The organism is Roseivivax sp. CAU 1753, from assembly GCF_054482575.1.
Genome location: NZ_JBTLRF010000001.1, coordinates 920,140 through 936,281 on the forward strand (window position 1 = coordinate 920,140; position 16,142 = coordinate 936,281).

Consider the following 16,142-nt stretch of genomic DNA (forward strand, 5'->3'; position numbering starts at 1 on the left):
AGAGGTCCACCGCATGAAAACCCTGCTGGCCTGCCTGATGAACCAAGAGACCGCGGATGCGGTGTTGCGTTGCGCGGTGCCCCTGGCCCGGGCGCATGGCGCGCATCTGATCGGTCTGCACACGATCGAGGCGCTGCTGGTCTATCCCGGCATCGCCATGCATGTCCCGGACGCGACATTCGCGTCGTTCAAGGACAGCCAGAACGCCGAAGCCGAAGCCATTGGCGCGATCTTCCGCAAGCACACCGAGGGCGAGGATTTCGTATCGGAATGGCGGCTCTTGCGCGCGGAATCGACCACCGCCTCCGACCGCATGATCGAAAGCGCCCATTCCGCCGATCTGGTGATCATGCCCAAGGAAGACCGGGCCATCATGCGCGGCGATCAGTTCGACGCGCAGACCCGGGTGATCCGCGAAAGCGGGCGACCGGTGCTGATCGTGCCACCCGATTTCGACGGGCCGCTGGTGGGCAATTCCATCGTTCTGGGCTGGAGCGACACCCGCGAAGCCGCCCGCGCAGCGCATGATCTTCTGGCGATCGCGCAGCCGGGATGCGACGTCTGCATCCTGCGGGTAAACGGCGACCGCGACCAGCTGTCAGACCACGATGCCAACGATCTGGCCGCCGCCTTTGCGCGCCACGGATTGAACGCCGAGACCGCGCATCGCCGCCGCGCGGGGGCCGACGTCGCCGAGGTTCTGCTGGAACACGCGATGGAAAAGGGTGCCGACGTCGTGGTAACAGGGGCGTTCGGCCATTCCCGCACCTATGATTTCATCATCGGCGCAGTGACCCACAGGCTGCTCCGCGATGCGGACGTCCCGGTGATGTTCAGCACGTGACCAATACTTGACCGGGCAGGTTCCGGCGCGTCAGGCGGCACCACCGCGCCGCCTGCCGTGACCGACCGCTAGAGCGCGTCCATCCGGGCCAGCTGACGCCGCAGCGCATCGCGCTCGTCCTGCAGATCGAGGATCAGCCCGATACCTGCCGCATTGATGCCGAGGTCCCGGTGCAGCCGCTCGGCCTTCTTGGCCCGGGCAGCATGGGCGGCACGGAACGTCCACTCCTCGACCGACCGCCCGTCCGGCTCCAGAATGCCGTGCTTGACCAGTTCGACGATCCAGCCATTGTCCGTGTGACAGAATCCGCAAAGCTCGGCCAACGTCAGAACCTCGTCCATCTGTGTGTCGACATGCGCTTTCATCACGGGTCTCCCTTTTCTGATCAGGCACGTGGCGCGTCATGCGCCCGCGAGCCATCGGTGCAATAAGATCGCGCACGCGGGTCTGCACGCCGGGGCCACCTGGCGCGACGGATCTCGTGCCGCGCGGCATCCCGCCGCAGTCCCGGGCCGGCCGGTTGTGCTTGCCCGGCCTCGGTCGACTTCCGCGCGGATACCCAAGTCTCAGTCTCGCACCCTTCGCACCTTCCGGCATTGATCAATGTCAGCCCGCGCCACGCCTGCCACGCCATCCCGCCGGGCACTGCCTCTGCCGCACCCGCGATGGCCCCGCCTTCGACAGCAATCGGAGGAGAGCGAGCCTGTCGATGCTCCGGCGGGTGGGCGGGGCGCACAAGGCCCCGTCATCCGCCCGTCGCAGCCGCCGCCCAGCGCATCCGGGGCCATTGCCGCCAGGTCCCCGAGCGGCGCGGCGATCGCCGGTCACGAGCAGCGGATGTCTTCCATCGGTGCGGCGGAGTGTCCACGATGCGGGATTTGGCGCGCCCCGGTCTGCCGCGATGCGCAGAGGCGCGGTGACGACCGGCCCCGTTCGGCGCAAGCGGTCACCGCGCCTTCAGCCAGCAACCGGCGCGCGGCCTTCAGCGTCGCAAACGGGCGCGCGGGCAGGTAGCCCGCCGGTTGATCGGCGCTGGCAGACGGCACCAGGTGCGGTTGCAGTGCCGCGACCTCGTCGGGCGACAGACCGAGCAAGGCGCGTTCGCCGGGAAACAGACTTTCGGTCAACAGGCCTTCGCTGCTGAGCAGCGCGTGTCGGGGCAAGGCGACGTGAAAATACTCGATGCCGCGCTTGCCCTTCATGCAGCGCACGCCGCGCAGGACGGTCAGCGCCTTTGCCGGTGTCAGCAGTTCGTCGCCGTCATTGCATCGGCGCAGCGCGATCCTGTGCTGCGGCGACACTTTCAGATCCTGACGCGGAAGCCCCGGGCCAAAGGCATCGCGCGCGATCAGGATCGGCTTGTCCTTGTGCGGCTCCGCGCCCCAGCGGTGAACCGAACGGCTGACAAACAGCAGCGGCATCGGGCCATGGTCGTGGGTCACGACCAGATCGCCGGGTCCAAGGGTTTCGACCGCCCGCCAACCATCCGGGGTCCGGATGTTGGTCCCGGCTGCGAAACACACGATCACCTTCTCCATGTTCGAGAAGTTGACCGTCGTGCCGTCGGACAGCGTGGCGAAGCCCGACAACCCCCCGGCGCCGTCGTTGGTGTTGGTATAGGTGATGTCGCCGAAACCGATCAGGCCCTGGAAGTCCAGCGTGTCGCCCGTGGTCTCGCCGTCTTCGCCCCCTTCGAAGGTGATCGTTCCGTTTGGCGTTATCAGCGCGTCGGGGTCGATGTAGAAGGTATCGTCGCCCGCGCCGCCTGTGACCGTGTCGCCGTCACCGCCATAAAGCACGTCGTCACCGTCGCCCCCCGACAGGCTGTCGGCCCCGTCGCCGCCGTCCAGGGTATCGGCCCCGCCCCCGCCGAAGAGGCTGTCGTCGCCCGCGCCCCCCGACAGGCTGTCTTCATCCGCACCGCCGTCCAGCGTGTCCGCGCCATCGCCGCCGCGCAGCGTGTCGTCCCCCGTGCCGCCGAACAGGCTGTCGTTGCCTGCGTCCCCCGACAGGCTGTCGTTTCCGGCACCGCCGTCCAGCGTATCGGACCCGTCGCCGCCAAAAAGCGTGTCGTTCCCTGCCCCCCCCGAGACGCTGTCGTTTCCGGCACCGCCGTCCAGCGTATCGGACCCGTCGCCGCCATCGAGCGTGTCATCCCCACCGCCCGCCGAGATCGAATCCGCCCCCGCACCGCCTTCGAAATTATCCTGGCGCGCGGTCCCGGACACGGTGTTGTCCGCGCTTTGTTCATAAAGTTGCGGATCGAAATCGGCGTAGTCCGGGGCCAGCCCGGCGTTCGGCTGATAGGCATTGGTGACGATGTAGTTCGCGCCGGGCTGGACCGGACCGTCGGCGGCATACCCCACCAGCGTCGATCCGACGTAAAGGCTGTAGACCGTCAGGGACGTGCCGCCCGGCCCCTCGACGACAAAGGCATATTCCGCGTAGACAAAGCCGGTGGCGATGGTCGACCCCGCGGCATTGGTCACCACGGCCGTCTGCTGGCTGGTGTCTTCGACCCCTGATTCCGCCGGATCGCCGCTCAGCGTCGGGTCATCGTCGGTGATGGTGAAGGTCAGCGCATGGGTGGAATTGCCCCAGTCGGCATCAAGCTGGTATTCGTCGCCGATGACCGGAAAGGCCCCTGCCGGTCCGGGAGTGGTCAGATTGGTTGCATCGGTGGGCGCGAAGGCCGTGATCGTATAGGTCGCCATGGGGTGCGATATCCGGAGTGTGGAGGGGTATCCGGAAACATGCGCCAAGAAAGTTTCGAATTATTGAACCGGGATGCGCCGCCACCATTGGCCCGCGGCACACCCCCCGCCGCGCGGGGCGGACGCGTGAAAACGCAGGGCGGCACGACAAGCGGATGGGCGGCACGGCCTGCCCCGACCTGCGCGCAGCCACCCGGCAGGCGCGGCCTTGCGCCCCTGGTCCCGCCTCGCTGCCGCGCCCGCCGTCGCGCAATGCGACAGCGGATGGATCAGCGTTCGAAGATGACCGGGAACCAGTCCTCGCGCAGGACCTGACCGGGGGTCATGTCGTGGCCGGGGAACGGCGGCGAGGTCGGGCCGGGCCGCGCGACATAGCGCGCATCGTCGCCCAGAAGCCGCAACGAAAACGCGCGGCGGCGGCGTTGCGCCGTGTTGCCCCGCGCGCCGTGCAACGTGCCGAAGTTGAAGGCCACCGCATCGCCCGGCGCCATTTCCCATTCGCGAATGTCCATGCCTTCGGCGTCCGGGTCCGGCACCGGCATGTAGGCCGCGTCGTCGGGATAGAAATTCGTCTCGGCCAGCCAGCGCGTCGGCAGCACCGGCCTGTCCCAGGCATGGCTGCCCGCCACGCAGCGCAGAGAGGCCTCGGTGACCGGGTCCATCGGCGACCAGAAGCTGACCGTCTGCCGCCCCTCGACGAAATAATAGGGGCCGTCCTGGTGCCAGGGCGTCGGCTTCGAGGTGCCCGGCTCCTTCACCAGCACGTGGTCGTGAAACACCTGCACGCGCGACGCGCCCATCAGGTCGGCGGCCACCTCTCCGGCGGGGGAATTGCGGATCACATCCTCGAAGGCACCGATGCGTGTCCAGTTGCAGTAATCGTCGAAAAAGCGCCCGCCCTCGCCGTCCCGAAGGTTTTCGGCCGCGTAGGGGCCGGGGTCGGTCATGTTGCGTTCGATACCGGCGCGGATGGTGTCGACATGGTCCGCGAACAGCCCCCTGACCAGCACGACGCCGTCCTTTTGGTAGCTGTCGACATGCTGTGGGGTGATCAGGGGATGGGTCATCTTTCGGCTCCTTGTCCAGGGCGGGCAGGCCATGTTCGCAGACCGGCTTCAGACACTGTCTGACAGGTCGCGTCCCCCGGGAACAGCCCGGCGGAGGCACGTCAAGCGCAAGAAGCGCGCCCCGCCGGGGTCAGCAGCGCGTGGTCATCCGGTGGCCGGGACGGTGGGTCAGCTGAACGAAGGCGACCGCCCGCCCTTCCCACCAGGTCGACCGCTCTGTCTGCAACAAGGCGTCCCCGGCCAGACAGCCCAGATGCTGCGCCGTGGCGGCATCCGCCCGCACCGCCTGCAAGCTGATCTCCACATCGGAGAACGGTACCGCCGCTGTCAGCCATTCGGTCGGCCCGGTCGCTGCAAAATCCGCCTGCGCCGCCGCCGGGTTCATCGCCAGATTGATCCAGCGATCCTCGAGCTGATAGGGGGTGCCATCCGCGTGATGCGTGCAGATCAGGTGAAGCACCTTGCCGCCCGGCTCCAGCGCCAGACGGCTGCGCAGCGGCGCCGATGCGGTCTCGACCGCGCGCGAGACCAGCGCGTAGCCATAGCGCGCGCCCTGGTTCTCGATCTCTTCGCGCACCCTGGACAAGACGAACCGCGCCTGCCGGATTGGCGCGGGGCGCACCCAGGTGCCCGCCTTGCGACGCCGTTCGATAATGCCGTCATCGGCCAGTTCGCGCATGGCGCGGTTGACCGTTGCGCGCGCGCATCCATAGGATCGCGCCAGGTCCACCTCGTTCGGCATCAGGCTGCCCGGCGCAAGCACGCCCTTGTGGATCTTGCCCAATATGTCGGCCTTGATCTCGCGATAGGTCGCCGGCATTCAATGCTCCTCTCGCGGTGCGGAACCGCACGCAACTGACGATGCGCATGGCACCGCGAATGACTGTGGAAAAATGACACGAATAAAACAGACCTGCGCCGACGCGACCGAATGTCAGGCGCAAACACATCCTCCATAGCGCACCGCGCCGCAAAGAGCACGCCCCTGTCTTTACTGCATGAGGCCGCGGCGGATCGCCCGTCCGCCCGCCGACGGGATCGTGGCAGGCACCGGCCAGAGCGTCGCGTCAGGCATTCATCTTGGCGTCGACCATGGCCTCCTGGGCGATCAGCGCCTCAAGCTGGCGGCGGAACCGCAACTGACCCGCGTCGATACTGAGATCGATATGCGGCGAGGTCTTGGCGCTCATGCCGATCTGCACCGCGTCCAGCACCGCGCGGTCCTCTTCGAAGGCGTCGCGGACATCCTTGCTCATCATTTCGGACAAGGCGTCGTCATCGGGCCGGATGTTGCGCAGCTGAAACCAGTAATACCGCGTCTCGGTGGCGGTCGTGGGCGTCATGAAATTGTAGCTGTCCATGATAAAGGTATTGTCGTGCAGCGGCCCATCCTCGCCGCCCGTGCCGGCCGGGGTAAAGACCGCCCGGATCAGCGCATGGCAGGGGTAGCGCACCTCGTAGTGCTGCAGCCGGTCGCAGTTGCCGTCGAATTCGACGATCTTCTTGTAGAACGGCGCGGGCGGGTGATCCATCATCCAGCGATGCACGATGACCCCTTCTTCGGTCCTGGTGACCCGCAGCGGCGTGTCCTTCGTGGCGTCGGTCGCGAACGAGCCTTGATGGACCCAGGCCACATGCGTCGGATCGAGCAGGTTGTCGCACATCAGCAGGTAATTGCAGGCCAGCTCCATCGCCGCGCCGCGGTTGATGCCCCAGGCCGGGTCGTCGAAGTTGGGAATGTCGATGATCTCTTCCGGGTCCGCGATGGCCGCGTTGCCCATCCAGATCCAGACCAGCCCGTATTTCTCGTACACCGGATAGGGCCGGACCCGCGCCGCCGACGGGATCCGCCCGCCCCCCGGTGCCCAGACGCATTGACCGGCACAATCGAAGGTCAGCCCGTGATAGCCACACTCGACGGTGTTGCCCTTGATGCGGCCCTTCGACAGCGGCAGCTTGCGGTGCGGGCAGGCATCTTCCAGCGCGATGACCTCGTCGTCCTGATTGCGAAAGACGCAGATCTTTTCGCCCAGGACCACGATCTGATCGAGCGTATGGGTCACCTCGCTGCTCCATGCAGCCACGTACCACGCGTTCTTGAGAAACATGTAGACCCTCCGGTTCAGACATTTGCCGGCCCTGTGGCCACATCCTTCGGACCGCCCGGGCGCATTCCCTGCCGGGCTACGTCAGATCATCCGCGTCCGGCGCTGACAAGACCCGGCCGACCCGGAGCGCGTCACGGGGGGCTTTGTCATGCATGACGGCGGGCTGTATAGAGGGCCCTCAGGACATTCAGGCAAGGACCCCGCCCCATGATCGAACGGATCGAACGGATCGAGACCAGCGCGCGCTCTTCGAAGATCGTAAAGTATAACGGCATCGCCTATCTGACCGGTCAGGTCGGCGAAGGTGCGACCATCCAGGAGCAGACAACCGAATGCCTGCGCCGTGTCGATGCCCTGCTGACGCAGGCGGGGTCATCGCGCAAGCATATGTTGCGCGCGACGGTATGGCTTGCGGATATGAGTGACTTCGACGGGCTGAACGAGGTCTGGAATGCCTGGGTGCCCGAAGGCCACGCCCCTGCCCGCGCCTGCGGAGAAGCAAGGCTCGCCCGCCCCGAACTCAAGGTCGAGGTCATTGTCGACGCGGCCTGCGCGTAAGGCCGCGCTGCTCTTGCCGCCTGCCGGACCGCCGGGAGCCGGTGTTGAACGCCCCGCGTCGGTGCGATCAGGATGGCGGGCGCTGCCCGAGCGACGGACAGGCGTCGCCTTCCAGTCGGAAAGCCGCATTTGACATGACAGACACGCCACGCAACGCCCTCGATGTGATCCGTTCGGAACTGGCACCGCTGGACGGCAAGACGCTGCTCGATATCGGCTGCGGCGCGGGCGGGCTGCGCGCACCGCTACAAGAAGCCGGTGCGCTCTGGCGTGGCATCGACCCGATACCGGGTCCGCCGGACATGCCCATCGACACCGGCTCTGCCGCGGCGCTGCCCTATCCCGAGAACAGCTTCGACGCGGCGATCTGCGTGAACGCGTTGCATCACGTGCCGGTCGCGGCAATGGGCACCGCGCTGGATGAGGCCGCGCGCGTGGTGCGGCACGGCGGTCGCCTCGTGGTGATCGAACCCCGGGCCGACGGCGCGTTGTCGCGGGCGATGGCGGTTGTCGATGACGAAACCGACGTCCGGCATGCGGCACAAGCCGCCATGGATCGGGTCACGACGCTGCGGCAGATCTCGGCCACCGACTACGACCGCAGCGAACGTTACGCCAACTTCGACGCCTTCTGCGCCAGCCTAATCGCCGTCGACCCCGCCCGCGCGCCACGGATCGACGCCGCCCGCGAAGATCTTCGGACCGCGTTCCTGAATCACGCGCGACACCCACAGGACGGCGATGCATACACCCTGTCGCAGCCCATGTCGGTGCGGGTGTTCAAGCCGGTCTGAGACCTGTGCGGCGCAGCGGCGCTGCCCTGCCTTGCGCCCATCCCGACCAGGGCGCGCGGCTGTCCGAAAACGCGTCGGTCTTCGGGTTTCGCGCCGCGTCCCGCCGCCGCGTCCAAATGATTGGCGTGGCGGGCATCTGAAACATGCGTTTGCGCAAAGTCGCGCCCGGGGATACCCAAGGCGGGCTGCCAACAACCTCATGCGGGTCTTGCGATGAATTTTCTGTCCGATGACTACCAGGATATCCGCGACGGCGTTCGCGCGCTTTGTGCGCAATTTCCGGCGGAATACCACCGCAAGGTGGACGCGGCCCGCGCCTATCCCGAGGACTTCGTCGAGGCGTTGACGCGGGAAGGCTGGATGGCCGCGCTGATCCCCGAGCAATACGGCGGCTCCAACCTCGGGATGGTGGAAGCCAGCGTGATCATGGAAGAGATCAACCGCGCGGGCGGCAATTCGGGGGCCTGCCACGGCCAGATGTACAACATGAACACGTTGGTCCGGCACGGCTCGGAAGAGCAGCGCCAGCGCATCCTGCCCAAGCTCGCCAGCGGCGAATTGCGGCTGCAATCCATGGGCGTGACGGAACCGACCACCGGCACGGACACCACCAAGATCAAGACCACCGCCGTCAGACGCGGCGACAGGTACGTCATCAACGGCCAGAAGGTCTGGATCAGCCGGGTGCAGCATTCGGACCTGATGATCCTTCTCGCGCGCACCACGCCCTTGGCGGATGTGGCGAAAAAATCCGAGGGGCTGTCGATCTTTCTGGTCGACATCAAGGAGGCCATGAAAAGCGGGATGGAGGTCAAGCCGATCCCCAACATGGTCAACCACGAAACCAACGAGCTGTTTCTCGACAACCTCGAGATACCCGTGGAAAACCTGATCGGCGAAGAGGGCAAGGGCTTCAAGTACATCCTGACCGGTCTGAACGCCGAACGCGCGTTGATCGCGGCGGAATGCATCGGCGACGGCTACTGGTTCACCGACAAGGTCACCAAATATGTCAACGAACGGCAGGTCTTCGGGCGCCCCATCGGGCAGAACCAGGGCGTGCAGTTCCCCATCGCCGAGGCCTATATCGAGATCGAGGCAGCCAACCTGATGCGCTACAAGGCCTGCGCGCTTTATGATGCGGGCAAGCCTTGCGGCGCAGAGGCGAACATGGCCAAGTACCTCGCCGCGAAGGCAAGCTGGGAGGCGGCCAATGCCTGCATCCAGTTCCATGGCGGCTTCGGCTTCGCCAATGAATACGACGTCGAACGCAAGTTCCGCGAAACCCGGCTTTACCAGGTGGCGCCGATATCGACCAACCTGATCCTGTCCTATGTCGCCGAGCACATCCTGGGCATGCCGAGGTCGTTCTGATGCTGCCGCTTGAAGGATTGCAGGTCATCGCCATCGAACAGGCCGTGGCGGCCCCCTTCGCCTCGTCGCGGCTGGCCGATGCGGGCGCGCATGTGGTCAAGATCGAGCGCCCCGAAGGCGATTTCGCGCGCGGCTACGACGCCGTCGCGGCGGGCCAGTCGAGCTATTTCGTCTGGCTCAATCGCGGCAAGACCAGCGTGACGCTCGATCTGGCCTCGGACCGGGGCAAGACGGAACTCGCGGCGCGGCTGGCAAGCGCAGATGTGCTGATCCAGAACCTCAAGCCCGGCGCGCTGGCCAAGCTGGGCTTCGACCCCCGGCAACTGGAACGGGACTATCCGCGCCTGATCACCTGCTCGATCTCGGGCTATGGCGAGGCCGGACCGATGGCCGGCCGCAAGGCCTACGATCTGCTGATCCAGGCGGAAAGCGGGCTTTGCTCGATCACCGGCGGCCCGTCCGAGCCTGCCCGGGTCGGCATCTCGGTCGTCGACATCGCCACCGGGGCGACCGCCCATTCCGCGATCCTCGAAGCACTGATCCGGCGCGGTGTCACCGGGCAAGGCGCACGCATTTCGGTGTCCATGTTCGACGTCATGGCAGACTGGCTGACGGTGCCGCTCTTGAACCACGAGGGCGGCAAGAGCCCTGAACGTGTCGGCCTCGCGCATCCTTCCATCGCGCCCTACGGCGTGTTCCAGCCCATGACCGGCGCCCCGGTCCTGATCTCGATCCAGAGCGACCGGGAATGGGCCAGGCTCTGCGCGGACTTCATCGGCGATGCCGCGCTTGGATCCGATCCGCGCTTTGCCACCAACGTCGCGCGCGTCGCCAACCGCGCCGAGACCGACGCCATCGTGGCCCGGGCCTTCGCGCGCCTGGACGCAGCAGAGGCGATTGCCCTGCTGTCCGGGGCCAACATCGCCCTCGCCTCGGTCAACGACATGGCGGGCCTGTCCGGGCACACGCATCTGCGCCGCATCATCGTGGACAGCCCGAACGGCCCGGTGTCCCTTCCCGCCCCGGCGGCGATCTTCGCGGATGACGACCGCAGCTATGGCCCGGTCCCTGCCCTCAACCCGCTGCAAGACTGACGCCAGAGGCAACGTCGGGGCCGACCCCGAACCGTTGTTGCTCAATTGCATTTCCCCGCCGCGCGGATAGGCTGCCCGTGACACTTCCTCGGGGGCGACATGGGCGAGATACCGACGCAGGCGCGCGTGGTGATCATCGGCGGCGGCGTGGTCGGCGTCTCGGCGCTTTACCATCTGGCCAGGGCGGGCTGGTCCGATTGCGTGCTGCTGGAAAAGACCGAATTGACCGCAGGCTCGACCTGGCACGCGGCGGGCAACGTGCCGACCTTCTCGGGCACCTGGTCGATCATGCACATGCAGCGCTATTCGGCGGACCTCTATCGCGGGCTCGGCGCGGCGGTCGACTATCCGATGAGCTATCATGTGACCGGGTCGATCCGCCTTGCCCACAGCCGCGAACGGATGCAGGAGTTCCAGCGCGTCAAGGGCATGGGCCGCTATCAGGGCATGCAGCTTGACGTTCTGGGACCGGACGAGATCACCGCACGCTATCCCTTCGTCGAAACCCACGACCTGACCGGCGCGCTTTACGATCCCCACGACGGGGATATCGATCCGGCGCAACTGACCGGCGCCTTGGCCAAGGGGGCCCGCGATCTGGGCGCGCGGATCATCCGCTTCTGCCCCGCCACGGGCGCGCGCTGGACCGGGACCGAATGGATCGTCAGCACCCCGAAAGGCGAGATCCGCTGCGAATACGTCGTCAACGCCGCCGGCTACTATGCCCGAGAGGTCGGCAAATGGTTCGGGCGCGACGTGCCGATGATGGTGATGAGCCATCAATACATGCTTTTCGACGACATTCCCGAAATCGCCGCCCATTCCCGCGAGACCGGGGGCAAGCTGCCGCTCTTGCGCGATGTCGACAGCAGCTACTACCTGCGGCAGGAAAAGAACGGCATGAACCTCGGCCCCTACGAGCGTCACGGCAAGGCCCACTGGGTCGACGCGGACGATCCGATGCCCGACGATTTCAGCTTTCAGCTGTTCCCGGACGATCTCGACCGGCTGGAATGGTATATCAACGACGCGGTCGCGCGGGTGCCGATCCTCGGCACGGCGGGGCTGACCAAGGTCATCAACGGGCCGATCCCCTATGCGCCCGACGGCAACCCGCTGATCGGGCCGATGCCCGGCGTGCCCAATGCCTTCGAGGCCTGCGTCTTCACCTTCGGCATCTGTCAGGCCGGTGGCGCGGGCAAGGTGCTGGCCGAATGGGTGACCGAGGGGCAGACCGAGTGGGACATGTGGTCCTGCGACCCGCGCCGCTTTACCGCCTATGCGGACCCGGCCTATTGCATCGCCAAGGGCCGCGAGGTCTATGGCCACGAATACGCCATGCACTTCCCGCATGTGCGCTGGCCCGCGGGAAAGGACCAGCGCCTGTCCACCCTGCACACGCGCCTGGCCAAGGCGGGCGCGGTCTTCGGGGCCTACAATGGCTGGGAACGCGCCGACTGGTTCGCCCGGCCCGGCGACGACACGTCCTGGGCGGCAAGCCAGACCTGGGATCGCGACGGCCCGTGGGAACCGCGCATCCGGGAAGAATGCGAAGCGGTGCGCGACCGTTGCGGCGTCATCGCGATCACCGGCTTCACCCGTCTGAACGTCGAAGGCCCCGGCGCGCGAAGTTTCGTGGACGGTCTCACCGCCTCGCGCCTGCCCGCGCCCGGGCGCATCGGCCTGGCCTATTTTCCGGACACGCGCGGCAGGATCGTCACCGAGTGTTCGGTCCTGGTGAATGGCGAGGCCGATGTCGGCCTGATCACCGCCGCCGCCGCGCAATGGCACGACGCCGAGCTTTTCCGGCGTCAGGCCCCGGAAGGCATCGAGGTCAAAGACCGCTCGGCCGAGGTCGAATGCCTGCTGGTCACCGGGCCGACAGCGCGCGACATCCTCGCCCCGCTGAGCGTCGGCCACGATCTGTCCCGGCCCTGGCTGTCAATCAGCACCGAAGGCCAGGTGGCGGGCAAGGTCTGCACGCTCATCCGGGTGTCTTTCGCGGGCGAGCTCGGCTGGGAAATACACTGCGCGCCGGGCGACGCCTGCGCAATCTGGGATGCCGTGACCGGCGCGGGGGCGACGCCTTTCGGCATGTTCGCCCTCAACCGGCTACGGCTGGAGAAAGGCTATCGCGCCTGGAAGGGTGATCTGTCGACCGACTACACCTTGCTCGAGGCCGGGCTGGACCGATTTGTCGACCTCGGCAAGCCGCAGGGTTTTCCGGGCAAGGCCGCGTTGCAGCGCCAAGCCCGACACGGCGTCGACAAGCGGTTCGTGACGCTGAAGGTCGATGCGGGCGCGGCCGATCCGCCCGCGATGTCGACGCTCTGGCACGCCGGGCAGGTGGTCGGCGAAACCACCTCGGGCGGCTGGGGATACCGCGTCGATGCCTGCGTCGCTTTGGGCATGCTGCGCGCCGATCTGGCCCAGCCCGGCACCGAGGTCGCGGTCGAGATCTTTGGCAACCGCCACCGCGCAACCGTGCAACCCGACGGCCCGCTCTGGGATCCGGCGAACCACAGGCTGCGGGCCTGACCGCCCCTGCCCCGAAGATACCCGCTGCTTGTTCGCGCCTCCGCGCACAGCCCTTCAGGAAAGCAACCGACCATGGCCCAGATCCCGACCCATGCCCGCGTCGTCGTCATCGGCGGCGGCGTGTCCGGCTGTTCCGTCGCCTATCACCTGGCCAAGCTGGGCTGGACCGACATCGTGCTGCTGGAACGCAAGCAGCTGACTTGCGGCACCACCTGGCACGCGGCGGGGCTGATCGGACAGTTGCGCGCCAGCCAGAACATGACCCGGCTGGCGAAGTATTCCGCCGATCTCTATATCCGCCTCGAGGCAGAGACCGGCATCGCCACTGGCATGCGGCAGAACGGATCGCTGACCGTCGCGCTGACCGAGCACCGCCAGGAAGAGATCTTGCGTCAGGCCACGCTGGCGCGCGCCTTCGGCATCGAGGCCCACCAGGTCGGCCCGGACGAGCTGAAGACGATGTACCCGCATCTCAACACGCGGGACGTAGTGGGCGCGGTGCATCTGCCGAAAGACGGACAATGCGATCCGGCCAATATCGCCATGGCCCTGGCCAAGGGCGCCCGCCAGAACGGCGCGGATATCATTGAGGGCGTCAAGGTGACCGGGGTCACCATTGCGGGCGGCAAGGTCACCGGCGTCGACTGGGCGCAGGGCGATGACAGCGGCCATATCGCCGCCGGTCTGGTGGTCAATTGCGGCGGCATGTGGGGCCGCGAACTGGCCGCGCGCAACGGTGTGAGCCTGCCGCTGCATGCCTGCGAGCATTTCTACATGGTCACCGAACCGGTTGCGGATATTTCCGGCGCGCCGGTCCTGCGGGTGCCCGACGAATGCGCCTATTACAAGGAAGACGCGGGCAAGCTGATGCTGGGCGCCTTCGAACCCAGGGCGAAACCCTGGGGCATGGCGGGCATCCCGGAAGACTTCTGCTTTGACCAGCTGCCCGAGGATTTCGAGCATTTCGAGCCGATCCTCGAGGCGGCGGTCAACCGCATGCCGGTCTTCGAGACCGTGGGCATCCATACCTTCTTCAACGGGCCCGAAAGCTTCACCCCGGACGACCGCTACTACCTGGGCGAGGCTCCGGAAGTGTCGGGCTACTGGATCGCCGCGGGCTACAACTCGATCGGCATCGTGTCGTCAGGCGGCGCGGGATTTGCGCTCGCACAATGGATGCACGACGGCGAAGCGCCCTTCGACCTCTGGGATGTCGATATCCGCCGCGCCCAGCCGTTCCAGAAGAACCGCCTCTACCTGAAGGATCGCGTCAGCGAAACGCTCGGGTTGCTTTACGCCGACCACTACCCCTACCGGCAGGTGACGACCGCGCGGGGCATTCGCCGCTCGGCGATTCATCAGCACCTCGCCGACCGCGGCGCGGTCTTCGGCGAGCTTGCGGGCTGGGAACGTGCCAACTGGTTTGCCAGACCGGGACAAGAGCCCGCCTATGTCTACGACTGGCACGGCCAGAACTGGTTCGACAACCAGCGCGCCGAACATATGGCCGTGCGCGAAAAGGTCGGCCTGTTCGACATGTCCTCCTTCGGCAAGATCCGGGTCGAGGGCCGCGACGCCACTTCCTTCCTCCAGCATGTCTGCGCCAATGACATCGACACCGCTGTGGGCCGGATCACCTATACCCAGATGCTGAACGCGAAGGGTGGCATCGAATGTGACCTGACCGTCACGCGGCTGTCCGAGACCGCCTTCCTGCTGGTCGTGCCCGCCGCGACCCTGCAGCGCGACCTGGCCCGGCTGCGCCGCCATGTGGGCGACGCCTTCGCCACGATCACCGACGTCACGGCAGGCGAATCCGTCCTGGCTGTGATGGGGCCCAATGCCCGTGCGCTCATGCAATCGGTCAGCCCGAACGATTTCTCGAACGTCGCGCATCCCTTTGGCACCGCGCGCGAGATCGAGATCGGCATGGGCCTCGCCCGCGCCCACCGGGTCACCTATGTCGGCGAACTGGGCTGGGAAATCTACGTACCGACCGACCAGGCCGCGCATGTGTTCGAGACGCTGCTGGCGGCGGGCGACCCGCACGGCCTGACCCTTGCGGGCATGCACACGCTGGATTCGTGCCGCATCGAAAAGGCGTATCGCCACTTCGGACATGACATCACCGACGAGGATCACGTGCTCGAGGCGGGCCTCGGCTTCGCGGTCAAGCCCGACAAGGGCGACTTCATCGGGCGCGACGCGGTGCTGCGCCGCAAGGAGACCGGTCTGCAGCGCCGCCTGCTGCAGTTCCGCCTGTCCGACCCCGGAGAGTTCCTGTTTCACAATGAGGCGCTGCTGCGCGACGGTGACGCGCATTCGATCATCACCTCGGGCAATTACGGCCACTTCCTCGGGGCGGCCATCGGCATGGGCTATGTCGACTGCCAGGGCCAGTCCGCCGCCGACGTGCTGGCGAGCCGCTACGAGATCGAGATCGCGGGCAGGCGCTTGGCGGCAGAGGCGTCGCTGGCGCCGCTCTACGACCCGAAGTCCGCACGGGTGCGGGTCTGACCCCGGCTGACCTGCCGCATGATCCTCAAATGAGTTGACAGTCCCAAACCCGACACATTTGATCGAAACCGTTCATCATTCATTAATCATGTCGCGATCTGATTGGTCTCTTCATCGCGTCGACGGAGAAAATCATGAAAATCGGCCAATTCGTGAGACGTCATGTACCCGCAATTTTTGAACATTGCGAAAACACCGACGCGACCGAGTTCAGTCGCCTTCAAGATGCGCGTTATTCAAAGAGTACCTTCGATATCAACTATCCGTTTTGCAAGCCCGTGGCAGACATTGAAGATGAAGAGTCACGCCGATATTGGGTCAAGGAATATATCGTCAACGGCGTGGTGGTGCGAGTAACCAACCACTGGTTCAATATGCCTACAAGCGACAGCCTCGTTCGTTTGAAACGGTATTTGTTTAACCGGGGGTTGGCTAAGTGACATATACGGCTTCACGCCGTGCCCATGGGACTGTCTGGCTTACTTTAATCGGCAGAGGCTGATCGCCGCGCTCTCAAGTGACGGCGGTGGCGAT

At 66.2% G+C, this 16,142-nt stretch carries 13 protein-coding genes; 8 read left to right on the plus strand and 5 right to left on the minus strand.

Annotated features, from left to right (window positions below; genetic code table 11):
• Positions 1 to 13: 13 nt before the first annotated feature.
• A complete protein-coding gene (locus ACXYMN_RS04165) occupies positions 14 to 844 on the plus strand; it encodes a universal stress protein (protein WP_459012185.1) in 831 nt (276 codons plus the stop codon).
• Between the two features lie 68 nt (positions 845 to 912).
• Here the strand turns inward: ACXYMN_RS04165 and ACXYMN_RS04170 are convergent, their stop codons facing one another.
• From ACXYMN_RS04170 to ACXYMN_RS04190, 5 genes are all read right to left on the minus strand, one after another.
• Positions 913 to 1,209 (minus strand): chaperone modulator CbpM, encoded by a 297-nt coding sequence (locus ACXYMN_RS04170; RefSeq protein WP_459012186.1) that lies wholly within the window; start codon positions 1,207 to 1,209, stop codon positions 913 to 915.
• Between the two features lie 459 nt (positions 1,210 to 1,668).
• Complete coding sequence (locus tag ACXYMN_RS04175; protein ID WP_459012187.1) at positions 1,669 to 3,558, minus strand: Hint domain-containing protein; 1,890 nt, start codon at positions 3,556 to 3,558, stop codon at positions 1,669 to 1,671.
• A 269-nt stretch (positions 3,559 to 3,827) separates the two neighbouring features.
• Positions 3,828 to 4,625: a phytanoyl-CoA dioxygenase family protein gene (locus ACXYMN_RS04180; RefSeq protein ID WP_459012188.1), complete on the minus strand. Its 798-nt coding sequence runs from the start codon at positions 4,623 to 4,625 to the stop codon at positions 3,828 to 3,830.
• A 130-nt stretch (positions 4,626 to 4,755) separates the two neighbouring features.
• A complete protein-coding gene (locus ACXYMN_RS04185; protein WP_459012189.1) occupies positions 4,756 to 5,445 on the minus strand; it encodes a GntR family transcriptional regulator in 690 nt (229 codons plus the stop codon).
• A gap of 247 nt (positions 5,446 to 5,692) precedes the next feature.
• Entirely contained in the window at positions 5,693 to 6,733 is a 1,041-nt protein-coding gene (locus ACXYMN_RS04190; protein ID WP_459012190.1) for an aromatic ring-hydroxylating dioxygenase subunit alpha, read from the minus strand.
• A gap of 207 nt (positions 6,734 to 6,940) precedes the next feature.
• Here ACXYMN_RS04190 and ACXYMN_RS04195 point away from each other — a divergent pair, with 207 nt between their 5' ends.
• The 7 genes from ACXYMN_RS04195 (at position 6,941) to ACXYMN_RS04225 (ending at position 16,048) form a co-directional block, all read left to right on the plus strand.
• The gene (locus ACXYMN_RS04195; RefSeq protein ID WP_459012191.1) at positions 6,941 to 7,291 is read left to right on the plus strand and encodes a RidA family protein; all 351 of its coding nucleotides are present in this window, start codon (positions 6,941 to 6,943) and stop codon (positions 7,289 to 7,291) included.
• A 134-nt stretch (positions 7,292 to 7,425) separates the two neighbouring features.
• Positions 7,426 to 8,085: a class I SAM-dependent methyltransferase gene (locus ACXYMN_RS04200; RefSeq protein ID WP_459012192.1), complete on the plus strand. Its 660-nt coding sequence runs from the start codon at positions 7,426 to 7,428 to the stop codon at positions 8,083 to 8,085.
• Positions 8,086 to 8,298: 213 nt separating this feature from the next.
• Positions 8,299 to 9,459: an acyl-CoA dehydrogenase family protein gene (locus ACXYMN_RS04205; RefSeq protein ID WP_459012193.1), complete on the plus strand. Its 1,161-nt coding sequence runs from the start codon at positions 8,299 to 8,301 to the stop codon at positions 9,457 to 9,459.
• Positions 9,459 to 10,553 (plus strand): CaiB/BaiF CoA transferase family protein, encoded by a 1,095-nt coding sequence (locus ACXYMN_RS04210; RefSeq protein WP_459012194.1) that lies wholly within the window; start codon positions 9,459 to 9,461, stop codon positions 10,551 to 10,553. The genes ACXYMN_RS04205 and ACXYMN_RS04210 overlap by 1 nt, the downstream gene beginning before the upstream one ends.
• Before the next feature lie 99 nt (positions 10,554 to 10,652).
• On the plus strand, positions 10,653 to 13,091 hold the full coding sequence (locus ACXYMN_RS04215; RefSeq protein ID WP_459012195.1) for a GcvT family protein: 2,439 nt from the start codon (positions 10,653 to 10,655) through the stop codon (positions 13,089 to 13,091).
• A gap of 72 nt (positions 13,092 to 13,163) precedes the next feature.
• Positions 13,164 to 15,608: a GcvT family protein gene (locus ACXYMN_RS04220; RefSeq protein WP_459012196.1), complete on the plus strand. Its 2,445-nt coding sequence runs from the start codon at positions 13,164 to 13,166 to the stop codon at positions 15,606 to 15,608.
• A 134-nt stretch (positions 15,609 to 15,742) separates the two neighbouring features.
• Positions 15,743 to 16,048 carry a hypothetical protein gene (locus tag ACXYMN_RS04225; RefSeq protein WP_459012197.1) on the plus strand — a complete coding sequence of 102 codons (306 nt, stop codon included), beginning with the start codon at positions 15,743 to 15,745 and terminating at the stop codon, positions 16,046 to 16,048.
• Positions 16,049 to 16,142 lie beyond the last annotated feature (94 nt).

Bases quoted from the DNA above. Each gene is read 5' to 3' on its own strand.
- ACXYMN_RS04225 (WP_459012197.1), top strand. From the start codon at position 15,743: ATGAAAATCGGCCAATTCGTGAGACGTCATGTACCCGCAATTTTTGAA.
- ACXYMN_RS04200 (WP_459012192.1), top strand. From the start codon at position 7,426: ATGACAGACACGCCACGCAACGCCCTCGATGTGATCCGTTCGGAACTG.
- ACXYMN_RS04190 (WP_459012190.1), bottom strand. From the start codon at position 6,733: ATGTTTCTCAAGAACGCGTGGTACGTGGCTGCATGGAGCAGCGAGGTG.
- ACXYMN_RS04195 (WP_459012191.1), top strand. From the start codon at position 6,941: ATGATCGAACGGATCGAACGGATCGAGACCAGCGCGCGCTCTTCGAAG.
- ACXYMN_RS04185 (WP_459012189.1), bottom strand. From the start codon at position 5,445: ATGCCGGCGACCTATCGCGAGATCAAGGCCGACATATTGGGCAAGATC.
- ACXYMN_RS04210 (WP_459012194.1), top strand. From the start codon at position 9,459: ATGCTGCCGCTTGAAGGATTGCAGGTCATCGCCATCGAACAGGCCGTG.
- ACXYMN_RS04180 (WP_459012188.1), bottom strand. From the start codon at position 4,625: ATGACCCATCCCCTGATCACCCCACAGCATGTCGACAGCTACCAAAAG.
- ACXYMN_RS04175 (WP_459012187.1), bottom strand. From the start codon at position 3,558: ATGGCGACCTATACGATCACGGCCTTCGCGCCCACCGATGCAACCAAT.
- ACXYMN_RS04220 (WP_459012196.1), top strand. From the start codon at position 13,164: ATGGCCCAGATCCCGACCCATGCCCGCGTCGTCGTCATCGGCGGCGGC.
- ACXYMN_RS04215 (WP_459012195.1), top strand. From the start codon at position 10,653: ATGGGCGAGATACCGACGCAGGCGCGCGTGGTGATCATCGGCGGCGGC.
- ACXYMN_RS04165 (WP_459012185.1), top strand. From the start codon at position 14: ATGAAAACCCTGCTGGCCTGCCTGATGAACCAAGAGACCGCGGATGCG.
- ACXYMN_RS04170 (WP_459012186.1), bottom strand. From the start codon at position 1,209: ATGAAAGCGCATGTCGACACACAGATGGACGAGGTTCTGACGTTGGCC.
- ACXYMN_RS04205 (WP_459012193.1), top strand. From the start codon at position 8,299: ATGAATTTTCTGTCCGATGACTACCAGGATATCCGCGACGGCGTTCGC.